This is a genomic window from Mesopusillimonas faecipullorum, from assembly GCF_020539505.1.
GTDB lineage: Bacteria > Pseudomonadota > Gammaproteobacteria > Burkholderiales > Burkholderiaceae_B > Mesopusillimonas > Mesopusillimonas faecipullorum.
This window is the reverse complement of the sequence record NZ_JACDXW010000004.1, coordinates 296524-320486: the sequence shown is the minus strand read 5'-3', so window position 1 is coordinate 320486 and position 23963 is coordinate 296524. Positions and strand designations below refer to the sequence as shown.

The window sequence follows — 23963 nt, the reverse complement described above, 5'->3', positions numbered from 1 at the left end:
TAGGCCTGTCGAGAATTATTCAAAACGCACACGCGGGTCAGCCAAGGTGTAAGAAACGTCGGCCAATATAAGGCCCACGATATACAACGCCGACCCAAGAAACACCATCGCTCTTACGATGGAAAAATCCTGGGCATTGATGGCATCTATGGTGTAGCTGCCCAGCCCTGGAATACCAAAGAAGGACTCTGCAATCAAACTGCCCATGAACAATAAGGGAATGGCGGATACCGACCCGGTCAAGATAGGCAACATGGCATTGCGCAAGACATGCCGGAACATGACCACGCGCTCGGCCAAGCCTTTGGCGCGGGCCGTACGCACATATTCTTTGTTGATTTCTTCGAGAAATAACGTGCGATAGAAGCGCGCTTCACCTCCCAATCTGCTGATGATGGCCACCAGCACAGGTAAGGCCAGAAACCTCAGACTGTCCCACCAGGCCTCGCCGAAACCGGAATAAGGCACCCAGCGCAATACTTTTGCAAACAGCCATTGGCCGGCGATGATATAAAACAGCCCCGAGATCGATAGCAACACCACGCACATCACCACGCCGGCAAAATCTATTGCCGTATAGCGGAAAAACACCAGCCAGAACGCAAAGGCAATGCATACTCCCAGCCCCAATATAAAAGTGGGCAAGGCCAATGCCAGACTGGGCCCCATACGCTGGCGTATTTCGTGGCTTATATCGTGCCCCGCATCCGAGAGGCCGAAATCCAGCCTGAGCAAAGGCAGCGAGCGCTCATAAAAAATGGTGTCTGTCAGCTTATCGCCACCGGCAGCCTGGGTATTGAAAAACAAGGGCTTGTCGTATCCGCGCTCAAGCTTCCAGCGCTCAACGGCCTCTTGGCTGATACGCTGCCCCCCAATCGCCATGCGTGCCATGTCGTCGGGTGTGTTGACGGTAAAAAAAAGCAGGAAGGTCAGAATATTGACCCCTAGCAGCACCAATACGCCATACGCCAGACGGCGGCAAATGTACGTAATCATGGCGACTCTCCGGCGTTATGATTGGCTTGCGCCGAAAGCCCCGTGGCTTTCTCACGGCGCCGCGCGGCCCACCAGGCCAAGCCGGCTACCAGCAGGCAAATCCCTGCCACGCCCCAGAGTGGCCACCACAAGGGTTGGTTCCACTGCTGAATTTTTTCGGTACGAACCTTGGGCTCTAGCCGTAGATACGGCAAATTGTCACGCACCATCTGCGTCGCCCGTGCATTACGCACCCAAGACTGGTAGGCTCCGCCGGAACGCGGCAGAAAACCAAACATCCACGGCATGTCGTTTTGTACGATCGCCACCATGCGGCGTACCAGCTCTTCCTTCTTGGGCCCATCATCCAGAAACCGCATTTGCTCGAACAGGCGATCAAACTCGGCATTCTGATAATTGGAGGCGTTCTCTCCGCCATTCACCGCCTTGGCGTTCGGGCCATACAACAAGAAAAGAAAGTTCTCGGCATCGGGGTAGTCCGCCATCCACCCCCACATAAACATCTGGGCGGAACCGGTACGCATCTTGTCTTGGAAGCGGTTGTAATCCGTGGCACGAATCTCTAACTCGATATTCAGCTGTTTCAGCTGACGCCGCATCCAGTCCAGGCTGGCGCTGGCCCCCATACCCCCAGCCGAATCAAAATACAGCAACAGGGGCTGCCCGGTGCGGGCATCACGCCCGTCGGGATAGCCGGCCTCGGCCAGCAACTGGCGTGCCTGCTCGATGGGGCGACGTGAGGCCACGTTATCCAGCAGCTCGTACACCAACCGATTACGCCCTTCCGGCAAGGGATGATGCCCCAATATGCCCGGCGGCACAGGCCCATGCGCCACATCGCCCTGACCATTCAGGAAGATGGAAATGTATTGCTCCCAATCAAAGGCAATGCTTAGCGCTTGGCGCAGCTTACGGTTGCGCTCTTGCTGCTCGGGAGTGTCGCCCCGACCCACGACAGGGTCCAACCAATTGAAACCCAGGTAATAAATGCTGGCCTCGGTACTGGTCAGCAATTGCAAGCCCCTGTCTTCGTATAGTTGTGCTTTCTCGGGGGAATCCCCCGCCGCCACGGTGAGGGCAATGCCATAGTCGGCGTCTTGGGCTGCAGGTACATCGTAGTAACCCTGCAAAAACTTGCCCAGTAACGGCACGCTTTCTTTTTCCAGGGTAAAGACAATGCGGTCTATGAAAGGCGTAGGTTTACCGCAATCATTCAGGAGCCCGGCCGACGCATCCTCGAACTCTCCGTGGCAAGGGTAAGGCTCCCCACGGAAGTTAGGATTACGCTCTAGTACGTGCCGACGGTTAGGAATGGACTCTATCAGGCGATAAGGCCCGGTACCCACTGGCCAGGTATTCAACGACAGACCATGCCGCAACATGCCGGGTTGGTCATAAAAACGCTCTGCCTCCCAAGGAACAGGCGCGGCAAAGGTCATGGCCAGCCAGTACTTGAACTGAGGGTACTTGCCCAAAACACGGAAACGCACGGTATGGTCATCCAGCGCCTGAACACCGGGGAACCCCAGCTCTTGCAGAACAGCCCAGTGCGGTTGGCTGGCATCACTTTCGAGAACCTGCTTTAGCTGCTCGCTGTACTCACGCATGCCCTCAAGGTGCTCGGCCATAACGGAAAACACGGGGGAGACTACCTTGGGGCTGGCCAAGCGCCGAAACGCAAAGACGACATCGTGAGCGGTCAGCTCGCGCGAGCCCACTTCGGGGAAGTCCGCAATGGAGTACTTGCCTGCCAGTTGCTCGGGCGTGATAGGCCAATAGACGGGATGGCCGTTGGTATCCAGTGCGAAAGCAGGATGCGGCTCGAAGAGCACCCCTTTGCGAAGGGGAATATCGTAAACGCTGATGGCGACTTTATCGCCTGAGACATCTTCCGCTAACTGGCGCCCTTGCGCATCATAAAAAACAGGTTTAACCACCTCTTGGGCCAAACGCGGCGCCAGCTGATAAGGCCGCACCAGATATTCGTAACGATATAAGGGCTCGTAAATGGAATAAGTAAACGGCGTTTCGTCGCTAGAGTAAGACTTTGCGGGATCTAGGTTTTTAGGCGAACGTTGCGAGAAGGCCGTGAACAGGGTGTTACCGGCTTCCGCACCTGTTGGATGCGGGCTATTGACCGCCCTGTCAGAGCAGGCTGTCAGTCCTAGCCCCAACAACAAGGTTAGCGCAAATAAGCCTAGCCGCCTCATGAGCATTGCCCCAACTGCCAGCACTGATAACGCCAAACCCAAGGTGCAATAGCGTCGCTGCGTTGCCAGATGCCTAAACGATCACGGCGGGCCCGCCGCTCAAGGGCGGGTAAACTGGCATCACGCAAGAACCGGCCTCGCTTTTCCATATTGGCCCACGCCATGCCCGCTGCAACTTGCCTTTGATTGGCGCTGGAACCATCAGGCAGCATCACGTCGCAAATATTACGCTGATAGCGATCTTGCTCAAAGCATTGCGCAATCACAGTTTGACTTGCCAACAAATCGGCCAGCGCCTTGCGCGACTGCTGCGCCATGTCTTGCCCCAAGCGCGCCCCGTCTTTTTTGATTTCGGGCGCGTCTATGCTGGCCAGCCGCACTTTCTCTCGGCGCTTACCCACCAGCAATGTCAGGGTATCGCCATCGGCTACGCTGACCACTTTTCCCTTTAAGGTGAAAGCATAATGAGGCGTTTCTTGGGCCGCTGCCTGCTTGGCCTGAGCGGGTAGCCCCCCCGTTGCCAGCATGAACGCGGCTGCGCACACTAGCCCATGCCAAACACGGGCCCAAGCCCTCTCTTGTCGACTCGGCAAAACTGCAGTTTGCCGCCTACGCTGACTACTCGACATTCTTGCAATCCTTCGAATGTTGACGCGGCCTGCCGTCTCTACCAAGCTTTAGCATTCGTGCTAAAACTCTGGCTGTTTGTCTTATCTTTGGTGGCCATCATGACCGAACGCCCTATTATTATCCTTGCCGCATTAGCGTTAGCCGCGGGTGTTGCCGCTGGCGCCTTTGGGGCGCACGGGCTCAAGCGCATCCTAACGACCGACATGCTGCAGATTTGGCAAACCGGTGTACTTTACCATCTGATTCATGCGCTTGGCATGCTGGCGATAGCGGCTTTCATGGGCCGCAGTTTTTCCGACGGCCTTCTGGGCTGGGCAGGCCTGTTGATGTTCGTTGGAATCATTTTTTTCAGCGGCAGTTTATATGTGCTGGCGCTTAGCGGCACCAAGTGGCTGGGCGCCATCACACCGTTAGGGGGTGTCATGTTTATCATAGGATGGCTGCTGCTGGCCCTTGCGGCTTGGCGCGCCCATTAACCCAGGAACCCCTTATGACTCAGACGCCTTCCCTTGCCCAGGCGCATCACCTGCGGCCCTTCGTCCTCGGCCTTCCCAAGACCGAGTTGCATCTGCATATCGAAGGGACCCTAGAGCCCGAGTTGATTTTTGCCTTGGCCGAGCGCAATGGCATCCAGCTGCCCTACCCTTCGGTACAAGCGCTACGCGACGCTTATCAGTTCACCGATCTGCAGTCCTTTCTCGACCTGTACTACGCAGGCGCAGGCGTACTGATCACCGAACAGGATTTTTACGACATGACCATGGCTTACCTTCTGCGTATGCGCGCCGAAGGGGTTCGGCATGTCGAGATCATGTTTGACCCGCAAACCCACACCGTACGAGGCGTAGACATCTCTACGGTTTTTGCCGGTTTAGCCCGAGCGCTGCGAGAGGCGCGAGACAGCTGGGGCTTGAGTGCTTATCTGCTGCTCAGCTTCTTGCGCCACCTCAGCGAAGAAGATGCCCTGGTCACGCTGGAACAAGCCCTGCCGCTGCGAGAAGCTTATCTAGACTTATGGATAGGCGTGGGGCTGGACTCAGGAGAACGTGGCAACCCTCCCGAAAAATTTGCTCGTGTCTACGAGCGTTGCCGCACACTGGGGTTTCGGCTTGTGGCCCACGCCGGCGAAGAGGGCCCCGCTGAATATGTGCGCAACGCCTTGGACGTTTTGCAGGCGGAGCGCATAGATCATGGCGTTCGTAGCGAAGAAGACCCCGCGCTGCTGCAGCGCCTGATTCATCAGCGTACGCCTCTTACGGTCTGTCCGCTTTCCAACTTGAAACTGCAGGTGGTGGATGAGCTAGACCAGCACAACCTGGCGCGCCTTTTGCGGCTGGGTTTATGCGTCACAATCAATTCCGACGACCCGGCTTACTTTGGCGGCTATTTGGTAGAGAATTATCTGGCAACCGCACAAGCGCTGAACCTTACGGCACCGCAGCTAGCAACACTTGCACGCAACAGTATTTCCGCATCGTTTTTACCAGACGCCCGCAAACTAGCATTATTGGATGAACTGGAAACCTACTGCCAGCAATATTACGCTGAATCTCAGGCCATGCCCCAATAAGCCAGCCCCCTTGGAAACTGCGCCCACCAGGGCTGCATTTACGAATAAAAGCCCAAAAAAAAACCGGGCCCACTTTATGGTGGGCCCGGTTTTAGTTTTTGCTTATCTTATCGGGTGTGCAACTAGCGATTAAACGATTTATGTTGCCCCGACTGAATCTGGATTCAGTGGCTAGATAAGGCTTGGTCCGACAGGCTTAGATGACCTGGATGGACTTGGCTTGAGGACCTTTCTGGCCTTCGGCAGCCACGTAAGACACGCGCTGGTTTTCTTCCAGGGTCTTGAAACCCGTGCCCATGATGTCGGAGTGGTGAGCGAACAAGTCTTTGCCGCCCGACTCAGGCTTGATGAAGCCGTAGCCCTTTTCGTTGTTGAACCATTTGACGATACCGGTTTCAGTTTGCATTTTTTGCGTTCCAAATAAAAGACAGGGCAACAGCGCCCTACAGCGAGACTTCAAGAGCAAAGATCGGCGCAAAAAAGTACTAAACGGGTACTGACTTGTACTAACTTCAACGAACTTGAAAATCCAGCCAAGATGTTTATAGGCCTTGTCAGTGTTAAGCGTCAAGCAGATATTGCATTGCTATGCCTTGCTGTGTCGCCTAAGCAACCGTAATAGCCCTGTAAAGCTTATGTGCCAAGGGAAAACCCCAACTAAAAGGTATGCAACAGCCCCTGAAAATCTAAGCAGACCAGACTGAATTTTAGGCGCTAAAACCCACCTGCGGCACCTAACCACATAAGGCCAGGAATGCTTGCCCCCCACACCATGACCAACACGACATCGGCCAACATGGCGCCGCGGGTAAGGCGCCCGGTTTGCTGGCGGCGCGGCTGCGGTGATGGTGGAAACGGCCATTTGCCGCGAGACTGGGAACGCTGGGTTTGCATGGCTCACCTCGGGAGTGGATGCTTTTGCCTCTATACGCACAAAAGCTGTTTATTCATACAGTGTTTTTATACTGTACAAAAAAACAGCTTTCCGCGCAAGCGCCTATTTTGAAACCAAAATTGTTTACGGCAGTCTTATAATCACCCTACTGAAATAAAGTTTTTATCAGCATCCATTACCGCGAAGGGAGTTCACTCATGAACATGTCCATTTCGCGCCGCGGCTTTTTAAAGCTAGCCGGCGCGAGTATTGCGGCAACATCGCTAGGGGCCATGGGCTTTAGCGATGCAGAAGCCGCCGAGGCAGCCCACGTACGGCCGTTCAAATTAGCGACCACCACCGAAACCCGCAATATCTGTACTTATTGCTCGGTAGCCTGTGGAATCATCATGTATTCCAAAGGTGATTTGGCCGCCGGCGAAAAAGCCGAACTGCTGCACATAGAAGGCGACGCCGATCACCCCACCAACCGTGGCACGCTCTGTCCCAAGGGCTCAGCCCTTAAAGACTACGTCAAAGCCGAAACCCGCCTCACCAAGCCGCGTTTTCGCGCTGCGGGCAGCGATAAATTCCAGGAAATTTCTTGGGATGAAGCCCTGGACAAGATCGCTCGCGCCATCAAAGATGACCGCGATGCCAACCTTATCGAAAAAAACGCCAATGGTCTGACTGTAAACCGCTGGACGACAGCCGGCTTCCTGGCTGCATCGGCCACCACTAACGAAACTGCCTGGGCGACATGGAAAGTAGTCCGCTCGCTGGGCATGGTTGGATTCGATAACCAGGCACGCGTCTGACACGGCCCTACGGTGTCCAGTTTGGGCCCGACATTTGGCCGTGGAGCAATGACAAACTCCTGGACCGACATCAAGAATACCGACCTCGTCATCATCATGGGCGGAAACGCCGCTGAAGCGCATCCTTGCGGCTTCAAATGGGTGACCGAGGCCAAGCACCATCGCGGCGCGAAGCTTATCGTGGTCGATCCACGCTTCAACCGCTCGGCCAGCGTTGCCGATTACTACGCTCCTATCCGTCCCGGCTCGGATATCGCCTTTCTTATGGGCGTAATCCGCTGGTGCATAGAGAACGACAAAGTGCAGTGGGACTATGTCCGCAACTACACCAATGTCTCTTATCTCGTGCGCGAAGATTTCGGCTGGCAAGACGGCATGTTCACGGGCTACGACGAAGAAAAGCGCGCCTACGACCAAACCAGCTGGGAATACCAGTTTGGTGAAGACGGTTATGTGCTTACCGACGAAACCTTGCAGAACCCGCGTACTGTCTGGCAGCTGCTGAAAAAGCACGTCGAGCTCTACACACCCGAGTTCGTGGAGAACATCTGCGGCACACCAAAAGATCGCTTCCTGAAAATCTGCGAAATGATCGGAGAGTGCTCGTCGCCCACCAAAACCATGACCTCCATGTACGCGCTTGGCTGGACGCAGCACTCCAAAGGCTCGCAGAACATCCGTGGCATGGCCATGCTGCAGCTGTTGCTGGGCAACATCGGCGTGCCTGGCGGCGGCATGAACGCGCTGCGCGGCCACTCCAACATCCAGGGCCTGACGGACGTAGGTCTTATGTCCAATCTCATGCCAGGTTATCTGGCGATGCCAACCGAGAAGGAGCCTGATTACGCCACCTACATATCGTCGCGTGGCAACAAGCCTTTACGTCCCAATCAAATGAGCTACTGGCAGAACTACAACAAGTTCTTCGTCAGCCTCCTCAAGACTCTATGGGGCGACAAAGCTACCGCCGACAACGGTTGGGGCTACGACTGGCTGCCCAAGCTCGATATTCCGCAGTACGACGGCTTGCGCATGTTCGACATGATGGCCAAAGGCGAAGTCAATCTTTACTTCTGCCAGGGCTTCAACCCTCTGCTTGCTTTCCCCAACCGGGGCAAGATGACGGAAGCGTTCTCCAAGCTCAAGCTGTTGGTTGTCATGGACCCGCTCTCGACCGAAACCGCCTCTTTCTGGGAGAACCACGGCATCTACAACGATGTAGACACCGCTTCCATCCAGACCGAAGTCATCGAACTGCCAACGACCTGTTTCGCCGAAGACGAAGGCGCTACGGTCAACTCCGGTCGCTGGCTGCAATGGCACTGGGCAGGGGTTACGCCTCCAGGCGAAGCGCAAACCGATGTCTGGATCATGTCCAACATCTATTTGCGCGTACGGGAACTGTACGAGAAGGAAGGCGGCAAAGCGCTTGAGCCCATCATGAACCTTAGCTGGGACTACAAAGAGGCTCATGAACCTACAGCGGCCGAACTCGCCAAAGAACTCAATGGGCGTGCGCTCGAAACGCTATACGACCCAGCGGACCCTTCCAAGGTTCTAGTCGAGAAAGGCAAGCAACTCTCCAGCTTCGGCCAGCTCCGAGACGACGGCACCACAGCCAGCGGCTGCTGGATCTACACCGGCTGCTTTACCGAGGCCGGCAATATCATGGCTAAACGCGACAACAGCGACCCGTCAGGTATGGGGGTCTATCAAAACTGGTCGTTTGCCTGGCCGGCAAACCGACGGGTGCTGTACAACCGTGCGTCTTGCGACCTGGACGGCAAGCCATGGGACTCCAAACGAGTGCTCATTGAATGGAATGGCGAAAAGTGGGTGGGTCCGGATATTCCGGATATCGCTGTCAACGCCAAACCTCGCGAAGTGGGTCCGTTCATCATGAATCCCGAAGGTACCAGCCGCTTCTTCAGCCGCAAGCTGATGCGCGACGGCCCCTTCCCCACTCATATGGAGCCTTTCGAAAGTCCTATCGACAACCCGCTCAATCCTAAGATGCGTGGCAACCCCGTTGCTCGCATGTTCGAGGGCGACGTCGCGCAATTGGGCGATCGTTCGGAATTCCCATTCGTCGCAACGTCTTATCGCCTGACCGAGCACTTCCACTACTGGACAAAGCACAACCGTGTGAACTCCGTCAATCAGCCGGAGTTCTTCGTCGAAATCAGCGAAGAACTCGCAGCCGAGCGCGGCATCACCAAGGGCGACAGAGTCCGTGTCTGGAGTAAGCGCGGCCAGGTGTGGGCGAAGGCGGTGGTCACCAAGCGCATACAACCGCTTATGTGCGATGGTAAAACCGTGCACGTCGTAGGTATTCCGCTGCACTGGGGTTTCAAGGGCGCAGCCCGCAAGGGGTTCGGCCCCAATACCTTGGGGCCGTTCGTCGGCGACGCCAATATCGAGACGCCGGAATTCAAGGCCTACCTCGTCAATATTGAACTTGCTCCGGAGGGCCAAGCATGAGCGACCACGCACCCCAACCCACCACGGCGGCAGCCAACCCGCCGGTTCAGCCCTTGGCCTCTAACCTGTTACCCAGCGACGTGGTGCTAGCGTCGGCGATGCCCAACATCCCGGCGCCTACCCGCCAGTTGACCCAGGTCGCCAAGCTGATCGACGTTTCCAAGTGCATAGGCTGCAAGGCTTGCCAAACAGCCTGCATAGAATGGAACGACACTTCGCCGGACATCGAGGAGAACGTGGGGGTCTACGAGAACCCCCACGACCTCACCCCCGAGATGTTCACCCTGATGCGGTTCACTGAATACGAGAACCCTGAAACCAACGATCTCGAATGGCTGATCCGCAAAGATGGCTGTATGCACTGCGAGGATCCTGGCTGCCTTAAGGCCTGCCCAGCTCCTGGCGCCATCGTGAAATACTCCAACGGCATCGTCGATTTCATCTCCGAGAACTGCATAGGCTGTGGCTATTGCATTGCCGGATGCCCTTTCGACGTGCCGCGTGTTTCCAAGATCACGAACAAAAGCAAAAAGTGCACGCTTTGTTCCGATCGTGTGGCGGTAGGCCAGGGGCCAGCCTGTGCCAAGGCTTGCCCCACCCAAGCCATCGTCTTCGGCACCAAAGACGACATGATCGCCCATGCAGAAGAGCGCATAGAAGATCTGAAGTCTCGGGGCTACGACAACGCTGGTCTGTACGACCCTCAAGGGGTGGGCGGCACGCATGTCATGTACGTGCTGCACCACGCCGACAAGCCCTCACTGTATGCGGGGCTACCGGAAGATCCCAAGATCTCCTCGGTGGTGCAGGGCTGGAAGGGCGAAGCCAAGACTATTGGTTTGGCTGCCATGGGTATCGCCGCTGCCGGCGCTGTGCTTCATGGCGTTATAGCTCGTGCCAATAAGGTCACGGAACACGACGAAGTCGAAGCCAAGCGTTTGGTCGAGCACGTCGACCTCTCGGATATCAAGGAGCCATGATGGATAAGAAACGCATCTATTCCGCAAGCGGCGACAAGATCGAGTCCGTTCAGCCCGTGGTGGTCAGCCGTTATCGCGGCCTCACCCGGGCGAATCACTGGCTCACAGCCTTGTGCATGATAGGGTTATTGCTCTCCGGCTTTGCCCTCTTCCATCCTTCTCTATATGGCTTAAGCAGTCTGTTCGGGGGCGGCCAGGTCGTACGCTGGCTGCACCCGATCATGGGCGTGGTGATGTTTCTCAGCTTTCTTATTCTGTTTTTACAGATGTGGCGCCTGAACCTGCCCCGGCAGGAAGACTGCACCTGGCTGGGAAAGATCGGTGACGTGATCAAAGGCAAGGAAGAAAACCTGCCCGAGCTTGGCAAATACAACGCGGGGCAAAAAGCGATGTTCTGGGCCATGACGGCGCTCATCGTCGTCTTGCTGGTCTCCGGCATCATGATGTGGGAACGTTACTTCCCCAATCTGGTGTCTATTCCCGTGCGTCGTATTGCTTTAGCGGTTCACGCGCTGGCTGCTGTCCTTATGTTCCTTGTGTTCGTGCTGCATGTATACGCAGCCATCTGGACACGCGGCACCTTGCGCGCCATGACACGCGGTACAGTCACAGGTGGCTGGGCCTATCGCCATCACCGTAAATGGCTGCGTGAGCTAGCCGAGCGGCGTGGGCAGCACTAGAATGCAAGCATGAACATTCCTATTCAACCTGATCCGTCCCTCATCGGCGGCGTCCCCGAGGCGCCGCTGGCTTTTCTGCCTGAGCCTCTGCAGGTTTTTCAGGTCAGGGCACGCCGCTTCGCCTTTCTGGCACAAACCAGCAGGCTGGCGCCTTACCTGAAACTGCTGGCCGATATCTGCTCACTGCAGGCCCGCCTGTGCGTCATGCTGCCACCTGTCGCACCTGTTTCGGCTGAGCGGCAAAAGGCAGCGCAGGCCAATGCCATGCCTCCCATAGACCGCATGGCATTGGCCGACGACCCGCAATTGCAGGAAACTCTGGCTGTGTTCTGCGAGCAGGCGGCCAATCTTGCCATGCCCGAACCTGCTCAACTCGCCCTGACTGCCGTGCGTCAAGCCGAGCCCGAGGACGTGCGATGGCTGCTCAGCAATATCTTGTCTGACACCATTCCCGACGACGGCGTGGCGCCTCACCTGTTCGTGGCTGCTGCGGTACAACTGCATGTAGCCAGGTTGGCTGCCACGCTTGATGTTTCCTTGCTAACCCGCATCAGCACCGGGGTATGCCCCTCGTGCGGAGGACGCCCGGCTACTTCGTCCATCATGGGCACCCAAGGCATAGAGAACGTGCGCTACGCGACTTGCGGCTGCTGCGCGACGCAATGGAACGAAGTGCGAGTCAAATGTCTTTGCTGCGGCTCTACCAAAGGCATCAGCTACCGCTCTGTCGATACTCACGAAGCCACAGTAAAAGCCGAGGTTTGCAGTGAGTGCAATAGTTGGGTGAAAATCCTGCATGTTGTCAAGAACGCCAGCCTTGAGGCCATCGCCGACGATGTCGGCACCCTGGGGCTGGATATCCTGATGAAAGACACCGGTGTACGCCGGCATGGATTCAACCCATTTCTTACGGGGTATTGATGCAAGGCTTTCGTGCCCTGCCCTCGGCAGATCAGTTCCTGCAGTCCCGGGCTGGCCAGGCCTTGGTAGCGCAGCATGGCCGTGCCAGTGTGCTGGCCAGGCTGCGCCAACAGCTTGAGGCCATGCGTAAGGCCATACACGCCGGGGCAGACGGCCATGCCCTTGCGGCACAACTGCCACAACGTTTGGCCGAGGCCCTTGCTCTGGCATCGCGCTCTAAGTTGCGCCCCGTACTTAACCTTACCGGTACGGTTTTGCATACCAACCTTGGGCGTGCCATTTTGGCAGATGAGGCCATCAAGGCCGCTACCGCCGCCATGGGTAACCCTTTAGCCCTGGAGTTCGATCTGGACGACGGCACACGAGGCCAGCGCGACGACCACCTTCGGGGGCTGCTTTGTGAGCTGACAGGCGCCGAAGACGCTACCCTGGTCAACAACAACGCTGCAGCGGTGCTGATTGCGCTAAACACGCTGGGCCAAGGGCGCGAAGCCATCGTCTCACGCGGCGAACTCATAGAAATCGGCGGCGCCTTTCGCATGCCCGACATCATGGCCAGGGCAGGCGCCCAACTTGTCGAAGTCGGCACCACCAACCGTACCCATTTTCAGGATTACGAAAACGCCATCACGCCCCAAACCGGGCTTATCCTGAAAGTGCACACCTCAAACTATCGCATCGAGGGCTTCACCGCCGAGGTCGATGCCCCTAGGCTTTCTCAGTTAGCACGCAAAGCCGGTATTCCCTTGCTCAATGATTTGGGCTCAGGCTCGCTCGTTGACTTGTCTGCCTATGGCATGCGCCGTGAGCCCACAGTATCGGAAGCCGTCGCCGAAGGCGCAGACCTGATCACTTTTTCTGGCGATAAGTTACTGGGCGGCCCACAAGCCGGCTTCATCGTAGGGCGTCGCGACCTTATTGCAGCCATCAACAAGAATCCTCTCAAACGCGCAGTCCGTCTAGACAAAATTCGTATCAGTGCACTTGAGGCCACCTTGCGCTTGTATCAAGACCCAGATCGTCTGGCTCAACGCCTACCCACGCTTCGCATGCTGGCGCGCACCCAGGCAGACATACACGCTCAGGCGGCCAGGCTGCTGGCCTCTATGCAGGCGCTGCTGACCCCACATGGATTCAACGTTAGCCTTACCGATTGTGAAAGCCAGATTGGTTCAGGTGCCTTGCCCGTCGACACCCTGCCCAGCGCCGGCTTCAAAATCACAGGCCAGAGCGGCGACGCGCCGCAGCAACTGGCAAGCCGCCTTCGCGCTTTGCCCACTCCTGTCATAGGTCACATCCGCGACGGTGGCCTCATACTCGACTTGCGTTGCCTAGGCGAAGACCAGGCCCTGACGGACGCACTCAAGCCACTATGATCGTCGGTACGGCAGGCCACATAGACCATGGTAAAACCGCCCTGGTCAAAGCCCTTACAGGTGTAGACGGCGACAGGCTGGACGAAGAAAAGACGCGCGGCATCACCATAGAGCTGGGCTTTGCCTACGCCGACTTAGGTTCGGGCAACATCATGGGGTTTGTCGACGTCCCTGGGCACGAGCGCCTGATTCACACCATGGTGGCGGGCGCCGGTAGCATAGACGTGGCGCTGCTTGTCGTGGCGGCTGATGACGGCATCATGCCCCAGACGCTCGAACACCTGGCCATCATCGAGCAGCTTGGCATTTCACGCGCCATCGTCGCCATGACCAAAGCGGATCTGGCGACTCCCGAGCGTCGCGCCGAGGTGGCAGCTCAAATCCAGACAACACTGGCAAGCACCTCTCTAAGCTCGACTCCGATTATCCCGGTTTCCTCGCATACAGGTGAAGGGATAGACACCCTGCGGTGCGCGCTGCTGAAGTGCGAAGCCGATACCGCTGCCCGCCACGTTACAGGTCCGCTGCGTTTTGCCGTAGACCGCAGCTTTACGCTGCCGGGCGTGGGTACTGTGGTAACGGGTATTGTGCTGGCAGGGCAAGTATCGATTGACGACCACATTGTGGTCAGCCCCAGTGGTTTACATGCTCGTGTACGCGGCATTCATGCACAAAACCGTAAGGCAAGCCTTGGCTTGGCGGGTCAGCGTTGCGCCCTGAATCTGGTCGGTGACGGCATCACCAAAGACGCCGTTCACCGTGGTGACATGATTCTCGATGCAAGTCTTCATGCCCCCACAGATCGTATCGATGCCGAGTTCACGCTTTTGGCCAGCGAGCCCAAGGCAGTGAACATCTGGTTCCCCGCGCGACTACATAGTCATGCTGTGGAAACCGGTGTACGACTGGTACCCTTGCAAACCGCCATTGCACCCGGCACAACAGGCTTGGTTCAATTAGTGCTTGAACGTCCCATCGCCGCTGCCTTCGGCGACCGATTCGTGCTTCGCGACACCTCTGCCAGTCGAACCATAGGCGGCGGCAGATTCCTGGATTTGCGCGCGCCTCAGCGCAAGCGTGGGACGCCCGAGCGTTTGGCCGCACTGGCAGCCTTAAGCCTGACGCCCCCTCATCAGGCCTTAGCTGCACTCGCCCGATTGGCGCCTGTCGATGCGCCAGCTTTTATCAGAGACCGCGCGCTCGCACCATCCGCCTTATCTTCTGTCGTGGCACAAGCCGATGTCAGTCTCATCGGCCACATTGCCTTGTCTCAAGAAAAACTTGATGCATTACGCCAGTGCTTGCACGAGCAACTGGAAACCTTTCACGCAGAGAACCCAGACCTGTCAGGTATCGGGCGCGAGAAACTGCGTTTGCTACTTTCGCCACGCCTGCCCAAAGAAGCCTTCCTTGTGTTTCTTAACGCGGAATCGGAAGCCCGCCGCGTAGTACTTGACGGTGCTTTTGTGCGCCTCCCCGGTCACGAGGTACGCCTGTCAGTCGAAGAAGAAGCGCTGTTCGAACGCATACAGCCTCAACTGTTGGGTGAAGGCCGCTTCAGACCCCCACGAGTGCGTGACTTTGCCAAGGCTTTTGATGCTGACGAGCGAGACGTGCGCAAGCTGCTGCGCCTGACACAGAAGCTGGGCCGCACCGACCAGATCGCCAACGATCACTTCTTTGCTCGCGAAGTGACCCGCGAAATGGTGGAGATCATCCGCGACCTGGCAGCGCAAAGCGAAGACGGCTGGTTCAGCGCCCCAGCCTTCCGAGATCGCGTCAATAACGGCCGCAAAGTCGCCATCGAAATCATGGATTTCTTTGATCGCCTGGGCCTGACTTTGCGCAAAGGGGATATGCGCCGTCTCAATCCACATCGGACTGATTTGTTTGGAGATTAGTTTACTTTAGCGCTTGCGATGCTATCATCACCGCAAGCGGTTTCTCTCTTAAAGGGAGGACGTCGTCCCCGGTGGGGCGGCCGGACTTCAAATCCGGTTAGGGCAGCGAGCCTGTCCTGGGTGGGTTCAACTCCCATGTCCTTCCGCCATTCCTTGCAACGTTTTAACTCAGCCGTATCATCCCGCCAGCCACTGTCTGGTGCGTCGCTTCGTCTATCAAGATAAAAGCGCCAGTCGCCGGCAGCTGACGATAATCGTCAAAAGCCAAGGCATCACGTGTTTTGATGGTAACGCGGCCAATGTCATTCACCGCCAAGGTGCCGTCCTGTACAGGGGTTTCTTCCAGACGCTGCAAATCGCGCCGGGTATGCACCTGTTGAATCTTGGCTGAACTCAGTTGCGTGCCATGCTTGATCAGATAGCGCCGCGCCAAGCTGGCCGGGCGTGTGTCCAGCCAGCATAGCTCGGCCTCGAACTGATTACCCACTTGGGGTGTTTGCACAGTATGAGTCAGCCAGTTGCCGCGAGAGACATCCACTTCACGATCAAGCACTACGGTTACCGGCTGCCCTGCCACGGCGAAATCCAAGGGGCCTTCGCTGGTCAGCAGCGTTTGCACACGCGCCGTTTCACCGGAAGGCTGCACTTGCACCTCGTCGCCCACTTTTAAGGTGCCGCTGACCAACTGACCGGCATAGCCGCGCAAGGCATCTGTTTGATGGCCGTTATGACGCGCCACCCACTGCACAGTAAAGCGCAAAGGCGCTTGGCTGAGGTCCTGCGTGCCCGACAGCGACTCCAGATGCGTCAGCAGCGCGGGGCCCTGATACCAGGGCGTATGTGCCGAAGCATTGACGATGTTGTCGCCATTCAGGGCAGAAATCGGTATTGCCTGGAATTCACGTATGCCGATACGGTCAGCCAGTGTCTGATAAGACTGCACAATACGTTGGAATACCGCCTCGTCCCAGTTCAAGAGATCCAGCTTGTTAACCGCCAGCACGATGTGACGCACGCCCAGAAGCTGGGCAATGGTGCTATGCCGGCGCGTTTGCACCAAGAGTTCACCGTCTGGCACCTTGGCAGCGTCCACCAAAATAATGGCTGCGTCGGCTGTGGTTGCGCCAGTTACCATATTGCGCGTGTATTGCTCGTGCCCAGGGGCATCAGCAACGATGAACTTGCGCCGTGGCGTAGCAAAGTAGCGATACGCTACGTCAATGGTGATGCCTTGCTCGCGCTCAGCTTCCAGGCCGTCCGTCAGCAATGCCAAGTTGGGGGCTTCGTCCTGCGTGCGACGATACTTGCTGGTTTCCAAGGCGCGCAGCTGATCGACGTAGACACCTTTGCTGTCAAACAGCAACCTACCTATCAGGGTGGATTTACCGTCATCTACCGAACCGGCAGTGATGAATCGGAGAACTTGCGTGGCAGACTCTCGCTGCCAGGATTCATTGATGGCGTTCATCAGAAATACCCTTCTTTCTTGCGGCGCTCCATCGAAGCTTCCGACGTTTGATCATCCATGCGGGTTGCGCCGCGCTCTGTCACCGTGCTGATAACGGTTTCTGCCACGATCTGATCCACCGTGGTGGCGGTGGAGGCTACCGGGCAGGTGCAGGAAATATCACCCACGGTACGGAAACGCACGGAGCGCGTTTCCACTGTTTCACCTTCCTGAGGAAGCGTCAACGGCGTCACCGGCACCAGCAGACCATTGCGCGGCACCACCTCGCGCTCATGCGCGAAATAGATGGAGGGCAAGGCGATTTGCTCACGCTCGATGTACTGCCAGACATCCAATTCGGTCCAGTTCGAGATGGGGAACACTCGCATGTTCTCACCCGGGTGCACCTTGGTGTTGTACAAATTCCATAACTCGGGGCGCTGCGCCTTAGGGTCCCATTGGCCGAACTCATCACGGAAGGAGAAAATGCGTTCTTTGGCACGGGCTTTCTCTTCATCGCGACGTGCTCCGCCTATGCACGCATCGAAACGGAACTCTTCAATGGCTTCGAGCAGCGTGACGGCCTGCGCCGCATTGCGCGAGTCTGTTTCACGCCGCAACACGACCGAACCGCGTGCGATGGAGTCTTCGACACTGCGCACGATAAGGCGCTCACCCAGTTGCTGAGCACGTTCATCGCGAAACTCAATGACCTCGGCAAAGTTGTGTCCCGTGTCGATATGCATCAAAGGGAAGGGGAAGGCTTGCGGACGAAAAGCTTTTTCGGCCAGACGCAACAGCACGCAAGAATCCTTGCCGCCCGAAAACAGCAACACCGGGCGTTCGCATTCAGCGGCTACTTCTCGCAGGATATAGATGGCTTCGGCTTCCAGCCAATCCAAATGACTTCTTGCTTGCACATTAACCATGATTCTGTGTTTCCTGTTCTACAGTGTTTCTTTGCAGGTTGGCCCCATGCAACCCGCACTCTTTTGAGTCGGAGCTTTCCCACCACCATCTGCCGGCACGCAGGTCTTCTCCAGGCTTTACCGCACGGGTACAAGGATCGCAACCTATGGAGGGATAGCCTTGGTCGTGCAATGTGTTGTAGGGAATTTCAAAGTGACGAATGAGCTGCCAGACCTCGTCGTGGCTCCATTCGGCCAGGGGATTGAATTTTTGCAGGCCGAAAGCCGTATCAAACTCTGATAAGGGAAGATCTTCGCGAGTCACCCCCTGCCCTCGTCTTTGGCCCGTAACCCAGGCACCGCGGCCTTGCAAAGCGCGGCGCAGAGGCTCTACTTTGCGAATCTGACAACAGCTCTTGCGCAATGCGACGCTTTCGTAGAAGGCATACGCGCCATGTTCTGCAACGTAGTGCTGCAAGGCCTGCTCTTCAGGCCGCCACACTTCGATGGCACAGCCATAATGCTGACGCACGGTTTCCAACAGCGCCAAGGTTGGCGCCGGCAGCATGCCGGTATCCAGGGTAAGCATGGCCAGCGGAAAACCCAGTTCGGACAAGGCGTGGGTCAATACCATGTCTTCAGCCGCCAATGACGATGCCACCACCGCATTTGGAAACTCTTGGGCAACCGATGCAAGCGAGTCTTGCAAGGCTTGCCAGCGGGTCTCCGGAAATTCACTCATCGTTAAACCTTTCTTAAAAAAGCACTTGGCCGGGCTAGCGCATGCGCCATTCCACCAAGCTTTTCAGCACTAAAGTCACTAAGGCCAGCAATGCCAATAGCGATGCAACCGCGAACGCTGATGCAAACATATACTCGTTGTAGAGAATCTCGACGTGCAAAGTCATGGTGTTGGTCAGGCCGCGTATCTGCCCGGACACCACCGAAACCGCACCGAATTCGCCCAAGGCCCGCGCATTGGCCAGAATGGCGCCGTAGAGCAGCGCCCATTTAATATTGGGCAATGTCACGCGCCGAAAAATAGTCCAACCACCGGCACCCAGCGTCAGCGCCACCTGCTCTTCATCTTGCCCCTGCGACTGCATCAAGGGGATCAGCGCACGTGCAATAAAAGGGAAAGTGACAAATAGCGTGGCAAGCACAATACCGGGCACAGCGTAAACAATGCGTATGTCCCACTCTTGCAAGGTAGTGCCAAACCAGCCATGCCGGCCAAACAACAAGATGAAGATCAAACCCGCAACCACCGGCGATATAGTGAATGGCAAGTCGATCAGCGTGACCAGCAGCTGTTTTCCGCGAAACTGAAAACGCGTAATCGCCCACGCGGCGGCCAGCCCAAAGATCAGGTTCAGCGGCAGGCTGATGGCCGCCACCATCAGGGTCAGCTTGATGGCGGACCACGCATCGGGGTCGGTAATAGATTGCCAATATACGTGCGCCCCTCGGCGGAAGGCCTCTATGAATACGGCAGCAAGCGGCAGGAATAGGAATAGCGTCAGGAACCCCAAGCCCAGCACCAACAGCAAGCCCCGCACCCAAGAGGATTCGGTCAGGTGCGCCGGTAATGCCTCAGCCTGAATGGGCATCCCCACATTGATAGCCACCGCGCCCATCAGTGCCCCCTTGCCTGGCCGCGACGACCCTGCCACCACTGCAAGCCATTGATCAGCAGCAACAGCACAAACGAGGCGCTCAGCATTACGGTAGCGATGGCGGCAGCACCGGCGTAATCATATTGCTCCAGCTTGGAGATAATCAGCAAAGGCGTGATTTCAGAGAACATGGGCATATTGCCGGCAATAAACACAACGGATCCGTACTCGCCAATTGAACGCGCGAAGGCCATGGCAAAGCCCGTAAGCAAAGCCGGGGTTATGGCAGGCAGTATTACCTGCCTGAACGTTACCCATCGACCCGCACCCAGCACCGCAGCCGCCTCTTCCAGCTCGCGATCGAGGTCGGTCAGAATCGGTTGAACCGTGCGTACGACAAAGGGCAAGCCTATAAAAATCAGCGCCAGGCAAATACCCAGCGGTGTATAGGCCACCTTCAAACCAAACCATTGCTCCAACGGCGCGCCTAACCAACCCTTGGGCGCGTACAAGGATGTCAGCACGATACCGGCCACCGCAGTAGGGAGGGCAAAAGGCAGGTCTACCAGCGCGTCTACCACGCGTCTACCGGGAAAGGGATAGCGCACCAGTATCCATGCGACTATGGCGCCGAAAACCACATTGACTGCCGCTGCAATGAACGCAGTGGTAAACGACAAGCGATACGAAGCCACCACGCGCGGCTCAGTCACAACCTCCCAGAACCCGCTCCACCCCAGGCCGGCGGCTTTCAGCGGCAAGGCCGAAAGAGGAATCAAAACCAACAGGCTTAAATACAGCACGGCATAACCCATGCTTAAGCCGAAGCCGGGCAATGCCCCACGCGAAAGATTTCGCGCGGGCAAAGCAACAGCGGCAACACTAGCGCTCATGATGGATGTCACCTACAGCGCTCAGCGGCTCGGCTGATAGATCTGGTCGAAGGTGCCGCCATCTGCAAAGTGTTCTTTCTGCGCCTTGCGCCAGCCACCGAACACCTCGTCTATGGTGACCAACTTAACCTCAGGGAACTTATCGCGATATTTGGCTGCAACGGCGGGATCACTGGGCCGGTAATAGTTTTTGGCAATGATCTCTTGCGCTTCCGGCGTGTACAACCACTCCAAGTAGGCTTGTGCCTGCGCACGAGTATTTTTGCGATCAACCGCCTTATCGACAAGCGCCACCGGCGGCTCGGCCAGAATGGACAGCGAAGGCACCACAATATCGAATTTGTCCGGCCCCAACTCATTCAGTGCCAAGAAAGCTTCGTTTTCCCATGCCAGCAGCACGTCACCCATTCCGCGCTCAACGAAAGTCGTGGTCGAGCCGCGCGCGCCGGTGTCAAGCACAGGCACGTTCTTGTAAAGGCGTTTGACGAAATCTTGTGCCTTGGCCTGATCTCCGTTGGTGCGGGCCAGTTCGAAAGCCCAAGCGGCCAAGTAGTTCCAGCGTGCGCCACCCGAGGTTTTGGGGTTGGGCGTAATCACTTGTACGCCCTCTTGCGCCAAATCATCCCAATCCTTGAGTTGCTTGGGATTGCCTTTACGCACCAAGAACACAATGGTGGAGGTGTAAGGCGAGCTATTGTTGGGCAAACGCTTTTGCCAGTCTTGAGGCAACAAGCCAGCATCCGCTATGGCATCGATGTCAGAAGCCAGGGCCAGGGTCACCACGTCGGCGTTGAGCCCATCGATCACTGAGCGCGCTTGACGACCAGAGCCACCATGCGAGGGGCGAATCACGATGTCTTGCTTGGCTTGCTGCTTGTAATGCTCTATAAAGCCAGCATCAATTTCACGGTATAGCTCTCGCGTCGGATCGTAGGACACATTGAGCAGCGTCACCGGCTGCTGCGCCTGGCTAACAACGGGCAGCGCTAGCGCGACGGCGGTAGCAAGTATGTGTAAGGATCTAGCGATACGACGGAATTTCATGATGGCCTCCTGGAGAGCCAGCTGCGCAAAGAAGCGCCATCTTGACCCAGCCAGGTGCATCAAAAGAACGAATCGTTTTTTCGTTGCTTATGCCTTTTACTCATTAAACAACAGCACCATCCATCGAAACCCGCATGTATAAAGGCTTTGCGAGCAAATCCCCCCATTCCTTGTTTACGCTCTTATGCCTGGCCGCCATAAGGTAAGCACTGAAACTGCTTTAAACCCGCCTACAATTTTCCCAATTGCGGAAACTGCACTTTTTCGTGCCCGCTTAGCACTATTACTTATTTCATAGCCGGCACTCAGCTGCTCGGTTCATGCTTTGGAGCACCATGTACATCTACGATGAAGTCGACCAGAATCTGGTGGAACAGCGCGTCGCTCAGTTCTCCGACCAGACACGCCGCTTCTTGGCAGGCGAACTGACCGAAGACGAGTTCCGAGTCCTGCGCTTGCAGAACGGTCTGTATATTCAACGCCACGCCCCCATGCTGCGCGTCGCGATTCCTTATGGCATGCTCAGCAGCACGCAATTGCGCGCCTTGGCTGAGATTGCTCGACGTTGGGACCGTGGCTATGCTCACTTTTCCACGCGCCAGAACATCCAATTCAATTGGCCTGCCCTGCCCAACGTACCCGACATTCTGGCCAAGCTTGCAACAGTACAAATGCACGCCATTCAAACCAGTGGCAACTGCATACGCAATACCACCACTGACCACTTCGCCGGCATTGCGCCCGACGAATTGGTGAACCCCTTGGTATGGTGCGAAATCATTCGCCAATGGTCTACCTTCCACCCCGAGTTTGCCTTCTTGCCACGCAAGTTCAAGATTGCTGTCAGCGGTGCCCATACCGACCGTGCCGCAGCAGGTGTCAACGACATCGGTCTGCAGGCTGTCGAACAAAACGGCGAGGTCGGTTTCCGCGTTTGGATAGGCGGTGGGCTGGGGCGCACCCCCATGGTGGGTCATCTGATCAAGCCTTTCGTTGCTTGGTACGACCTTCTTACCTATCTGCAAGCCGCCTTGCGTGTCTACAACCTGCATGGTCGACGCGACAACAAATACAAGGCGCGCATCAAGATACTCGTCAAAGACCTCAAGCCCCACGTTTTTGCGGCGGAAGTCGAGGCCTTGTGGCAAACCCTGCGCGGCGGCCCCGACACCATACGCCAAGAAGAACTGGACGCCATCGCTGCCCGCTTTACCTGGCCCAAGTACGAAAGCTTGCCTGCCGATCTGAACGACGGTTCCGACGATAAGGCCGAGTCCGGCTATCGCCATTGGCTCAAGCGTAATGTCCACGCCCATAAGGTGCCGGGTTACGCCGCCGTCACGGTTTCGCTCAAGGCCACGGGTGTGCCCCCAGGTGACATCACCGCCGAGCAAATGGACGCTGTTGCCGACCTTGCAGAAGAGTTCGGCTTTGGCGAGTTACGCGTTTCCCATGAGCAAAACCTTATTCTTGCCGATGTACGCCGCGATCATTTGTACGCCTTGTGGCAACGCCTTAAAGCACTGAATCTGGCCACCGCCAACATAGGTTTGCTGACCAATATCATTGCCTGCCCCGGCGGCGACTTCTGTGCCTTGGCCAACGCAGTCTCCATCCCTGTCGCAGCGGCCATTCAAGAACGTTTCGACGATCTAGACTATCTGCACGATATCGGCGAACTGGATCTGAACATCTCGGGCTGCATCAACTCTTGCGGGCACCACCACGTCGGCCATATCGGCATTCTGGGCGTGGATAAGGCCGGCGAAGAGTGGTACCAAATTACCTTGGGTGGGCGTCAAAGCGGCGCACAAAAGAATGTCTCCGCTCTGGAAGCCGATAAAAGCACGGGCGCAGCCATAGGCAAAATCATCGGCCCCTCTTTTGCACGAGATCAAGTCCCTGTGGTTGTCGAACACCTCGTCCAAGCCTACCTGGATATGCGCGACAGCGAGCACGAGCGGTTTATCGACGTCGTCGAGCGCTTGGGCATAGGCCCTTTCAAAGAGCGCGTCTATGCCGATTCGGCCCTCAGCAACAGCACTCCCAAGGAAGCCGCCCATGTCTGAACCTATTGTTCTACCCCCCACCCCGCACCTCATCATTGAAGGCAAGCTGGTCGAAAATGACTTGCGACGCTTTGAACCAGAGCCCGACACGCACGCCACCCCTGACGATGAGGCTGGCTGGCTGGTGCCTGTATCGGTGTGGGTGGCACACCCGCTCGATGACTGGAAGCAGCGCCGCCATCCCGTAGCACTGCTGGTCGAGCCCCACACCGAGCTGGAGTCTCTCTTTGAGCACAGCAGCTTGTCCGACCTGCAGGCGCATGTCAGTTTGATTGCCGTGGATTTTCCCGCCTATACCGATGGGCGCGGGTACTCGTTGGCACAATTATTGCGTCAGCAATATGGCTGGACAGGAGAGCTACGCGCTGTGGGTGATGTGATGATAGACACCATGCACTATCTGGCACGCTGCGGCTTCGACAGCTTTCTGGTTAAGCCTGGGCATAACCCCCAGGCCGCCTTGGCCGCGCTTGCCACCTTTACCTTGGCTTATCAAAAGTCGTATCGACACTCGGCCCAGGTGGCGAGCTTGGCGCCCGCCGCCTGAAG

The 23963-nt window shown here is 56.9% G+C and carries 21 protein-coding genes and 1 tRNA gene; 11 read left to right on the top strand and 11 right to left on the bottom strand.

Annotation, left to right across the window (positions count from 1 at the left end; genetic code table 11):
* Positions 1-15: 15 nt before the first annotated feature.
* Genes H0484_RS09795 through H0484_RS09785 form a run of 3 tightly spaced genes read right to left on the bottom strand, consistent with a single transcriptional unit; the run spans position 16 to position 3733 of the window.
* Positions 16-996 carry an ABC transporter permease gene (locus tag H0484_RS09795; protein ID WP_226954385.1) on the bottom strand — a complete coding sequence of 327 codons (981 nt, stop codon included), beginning with the start codon at positions 994-996 and terminating at the stop codon, positions 16-18.
* Positions 993-3206 (bottom strand): ABC transporter substrate-binding protein, encoded by a 2214-nt coding sequence (locus tag H0484_RS09790; protein WP_226954384.1) that lies wholly within the window; start codon positions 3204-3206, stop codon positions 993-995. Before H0484_RS09790 ends, H0484_RS09795 begins: the two co-directional genes overlap by 4 nt.
* The gene (locus H0484_RS09785) at positions 3203-3733 is read right to left on the bottom strand and encodes a thermonuclease family protein (protein ID WP_226954383.1); all 531 of its coding nucleotides are present in this window, start codon (positions 3731-3733) and stop codon (positions 3203-3205) included. Before H0484_RS09785 ends, H0484_RS09790 begins: the two co-directional genes overlap by 4 nt.
* Positions 3734-3934: 201 nt before the next feature.
* Here H0484_RS09785 and H0484_RS09780 point away from each other — a divergent pair, with 201 nt between their 5' ends.
* Complete coding sequence (locus tag H0484_RS09780) at positions 3935-4312, top strand: DUF423 domain-containing protein (RefSeq protein ID WP_226954382.1); 378 nt, start codon at positions 3935-3937, stop codon at positions 4310-4312.
* Between the two features lie 14 nt (positions 4313-4326).
* Entirely contained in the window at positions 4327-5406 is a 1080-nt protein-coding gene (locus H0484_RS09775; RefSeq protein WP_226954381.1) for an adenosine deaminase, read from the top strand.
* A 196-nt stretch (positions 5407-5602) separates the two neighbouring features.
* Here H0484_RS09775 and H0484_RS09770 read toward each other — a convergent pair whose 3' ends face one another.
* Positions 5603-5812 (bottom strand): cold-shock protein, encoded by a 210-nt coding sequence (locus tag H0484_RS09770; protein ID WP_226954380.1) that lies wholly within the window; start codon positions 5810-5812, stop codon positions 5603-5605.
* Positions 5813-6120: 308 nt separating this feature from the next.
* The gene (locus H0484_RS09765; RefSeq protein WP_226954379.1) at positions 6121-6300 is read right to left on the bottom strand and encodes a hypothetical protein; all 180 of its coding nucleotides are present in this window, start codon (positions 6298-6300) and stop codon (positions 6121-6123) included.
* A 198-nt stretch (positions 6301-6498) separates the two neighbouring features.
* Here H0484_RS09765 and fdnG point away from each other — a divergent pair, with 198 nt between their 5' ends.
* From fdnG to H0484_RS09730, 7 genes are all read left to right on the top strand, one after another.
* Positions 6499-9579 carry a formate dehydrogenase-N subunit alpha gene (gene fdnG, locus H0484_RS09760; RefSeq protein WP_255644767.1) on the top strand — a complete coding sequence of 1027 codons (3081 nt, stop codon included), beginning with the start codon at positions 6499-6501 and terminating at the stop codon, positions 9577-9579.
* Positions 9580-9677: 98 nt separating this feature from the next.
* Entirely contained in the window at positions 9678-10559 is an 882-nt protein-coding gene (gene fdxH, locus H0484_RS09755; RefSeq protein ID WP_226954452.1) for a formate dehydrogenase subunit beta, read from the top strand.
* On the top strand, positions 10556-11239 hold the full coding sequence (locus tag H0484_RS09750; RefSeq protein WP_226954378.1) for a formate dehydrogenase subunit gamma: 684 nt from the start codon (positions 10556-10558) through the stop codon (positions 11237-11239). Before fdxH ends, H0484_RS09750 begins: the two co-directional genes overlap by 4 nt.
* A 9-nt stretch (positions 11240-11248) precedes the next feature.
* On the top strand, positions 11249-12160 hold the full coding sequence (fdhE, locus tag H0484_RS09745) for a formate dehydrogenase accessory protein FdhE (RefSeq protein ID WP_226954377.1): 912 nt from the start codon (positions 11249-11251) through the stop codon (positions 12158-12160).
* Positions 12160-13536, top strand: a complete 1377-nt coding sequence (gene selA, locus H0484_RS09740) for an L-seryl-tRNA(Sec) selenium transferase (protein WP_226954376.1) — start codon at positions 12160-12162, stop codon at positions 13534-13536. Before fdhE ends, selA begins: the two co-directional genes overlap by 1 nt.
* A complete protein-coding gene (gene selB / locus H0484_RS09735) occupies positions 13533-15437 on the top strand; it encodes a selenocysteine-specific translation elongation factor (protein ID WP_226954375.1) in 1905 nt (634 codons plus the stop codon). Before selA ends, selB begins: the two co-directional genes overlap by 4 nt.
* Positions 15438-15490: 53 nt before the next feature.
* Positions 15491-15586: transfer RNA gene (locus H0484_RS09730), tRNA-Sec, on the top strand.
* Positions 15587-15600: 14 nt separating this feature from the next.
* On the opposite strand, the gene H0484_RS09725 is transcribed toward H0484_RS09730, so the two are convergent.
* The 6 genes from H0484_RS09725 to H0484_RS09700 are packed head-to-tail and all read right to left on the bottom strand — an operon-like array spanning position 15601 to position 21345.
* On the bottom strand, positions 15601-16905 hold the full coding sequence (locus H0484_RS09725; RefSeq protein WP_226954374.1) for a sulfate adenylyltransferase subunit 1: 1305 nt from the start codon (positions 16903-16905) through the stop codon (positions 15601-15603).
* Entirely contained in the window at positions 16905-17813 is a 909-nt protein-coding gene (gene cysD / locus H0484_RS09720) for a sulfate adenylyltransferase subunit CysD (protein WP_226954373.1), read from the bottom strand. Before cysD ends, H0484_RS09725 begins: the two co-directional genes overlap by 1 nt.
* Complete coding sequence (locus H0484_RS09715) at positions 17806-18534, bottom strand: phosphoadenylyl-sulfate reductase (RefSeq protein WP_226954372.1); 729 nt, start codon at positions 18532-18534, stop codon at positions 17806-17808. The genes cysD and H0484_RS09715 overlap by 8 nt, the downstream gene beginning before the upstream one ends.
* A gap of 34 nt (positions 18535-18568) precedes the next feature.
* Positions 18569-19429: a sulfate ABC transporter permease subunit CysW gene (cysW, locus tag H0484_RS09710; protein WP_226954371.1), complete on the bottom strand. Its 861-nt coding sequence runs from the start codon at positions 19427-19429 to the stop codon at positions 18569-18571.
* Positions 19429-20301 (bottom strand): sulfate ABC transporter permease subunit CysT, encoded by an 873-nt coding sequence (gene cysT, locus H0484_RS09705; RefSeq protein ID WP_226954370.1) that lies wholly within the window; start codon positions 20299-20301, stop codon positions 19429-19431. Before cysT ends, cysW begins: the two co-directional genes overlap by 1 nt.
* Positions 20302-20322: 21 nt before the next feature.
* Positions 20323-21345, bottom strand: coding sequence for a sulfate ABC transporter substrate-binding protein (locus H0484_RS09700; RefSeq protein WP_226954369.1), 1023 nt, complete (start codon positions 21343-21345; stop codon positions 20323-20325).
* A gap of 335 nt (positions 21346-21680) precedes the next feature.
* On the opposite strand from H0484_RS09700, the gene H0484_RS09695 reads away from it, so the two are divergent.
* Together H0484_RS09695 and H0484_RS09690 are read left to right on the top strand one after the other, a co-directional pair.
* Positions 21681-23414: a nitrite/sulfite reductase gene (locus H0484_RS09695; RefSeq protein ID WP_226954451.1), complete on the top strand. Its 1734-nt coding sequence runs from the start codon at positions 21681-21683 to the stop codon at positions 23412-23414.
* Positions 23407-23961, top strand: coding sequence for a DUF934 domain-containing protein (locus tag H0484_RS09690; RefSeq protein ID WP_226954368.1), 555 nt, complete (start codon positions 23407-23409; stop codon positions 23959-23961). Before H0484_RS09695 ends, H0484_RS09690 begins: the two co-directional genes overlap by 8 nt.
* Positions 23962-23963: the final 2 nt, after the last annotated feature.

Coding starts and splice junctions, on each gene's coding strand:
- H0484_RS09765 (WP_226954379.1), bottom strand. CDS start 6,300: ATGCAAACCCAGCGTTCCCAGTCTCGCGGCAAATGGCCGTTTCCACCA.
- H0484_RS09790 (WP_226954384.1), bottom strand. CDS start 3,206: ATGAGGCGGCTAGGCTTATTTGCGCTAACCTTGTTGTTGGGGCTAGGA.
- cysD (WP_226954373.1), bottom strand. CDS start 17,813: ATGGTTAATGTGCAAGCAAGAAGTCATTTGGATTGGCTGGAAGCCGAA.
- H0484_RS09690 (WP_226954368.1), top strand. CDS start 23,407: ATGTCTGAACCTATTGTTCTACCCCCCACCCCGCACCTCATCATTGAA.
- fdxH (WP_226954452.1), top strand. CDS start 9,678: ATGCCCAACATCCCGGCGCCTACCCGCCAGTTGACCCAGGTCGCCAAG.
- H0484_RS09750 (WP_226954378.1), top strand. CDS start 10,556: ATGATGGATAAGAAACGCATCTATTCCGCAAGCGGCGACAAGATCGAG.
- fdhE (WP_226954377.1), top strand. CDS start 11,249: ATGAACATTCCTATTCAACCTGATCCGTCCCTCATCGGCGGCGTCCCC.
- cysT (WP_226954370.1), bottom strand. CDS start 20,301: ATGAGCGCTAGTGTTGCCGCTGTTGCTTTGCCCGCGCGAAATCTTTCG.
- H0484_RS09725 (WP_226954374.1), bottom strand. CDS start 16,905: ATGAACGCCATCAATGAATCCTGGCAGCGAGAGTCTGCCACGCAAGTT.
- selA (WP_226954376.1), top strand. CDS start 12,160: ATGCAAGGCTTTCGTGCCCTGCCCTCGGCAGATCAGTTCCTGCAGTCC.
- H0484_RS09775 (WP_226954381.1), top strand. CDS start 4,327: ATGACTCAGACGCCTTCCCTTGCCCAGGCGCATCACCTGCGGCCCTTC.
- H0484_RS09785 (WP_226954383.1), bottom strand. CDS start 3,733: ATGCTGGCAACGGGGGGGCTACCCGCTCAGGCCAAGCAGGCAGCGGCC.
- H0484_RS09780 (WP_226954382.1), top strand. CDS start 3,935: ATGACCGAACGCCCTATTATTATCCTTGCCGCATTAGCGTTAGCCGCG.
- H0484_RS09700 (WP_226954369.1), bottom strand. CDS start 21,345: ATGAAATTCCGTCGTATCGCTAGATCCTTACACATACTTGCTACCGCC.
- cysW (WP_226954371.1), bottom strand. CDS start 19,429: ATGGGCGCGGTGGCTATCAATGTGGGGATGCCCATTCAGGCTGAGGCA.
- H0484_RS09695 (WP_226954451.1), top strand. CDS start 21,681: ATGTACATCTACGATGAAGTCGACCAGAATCTGGTGGAACAGCGCGTC.
- selB (WP_226954375.1), top strand. CDS start 13,533: ATGATCGTCGGTACGGCAGGCCACATAGACCATGGTAAAACCGCCCTG.
- H0484_RS09770 (WP_226954380.1), bottom strand. CDS start 5,812: ATGCAAACTGAAACCGGTATCGTCAAATGGTTCAACAACGAAAAGGGC.
- H0484_RS09795 (WP_226954385.1), bottom strand. CDS start 996: ATGATTACGTACATTTGCCGCCGTCTGGCGTATGGCGTATTGGTGCTG.
- H0484_RS09715 (WP_226954372.1), bottom strand. CDS start 18,534: ATGAGTGAATTTCCGGAGACCCGCTGGCAAGCCTTGCAAGACTCGCTT.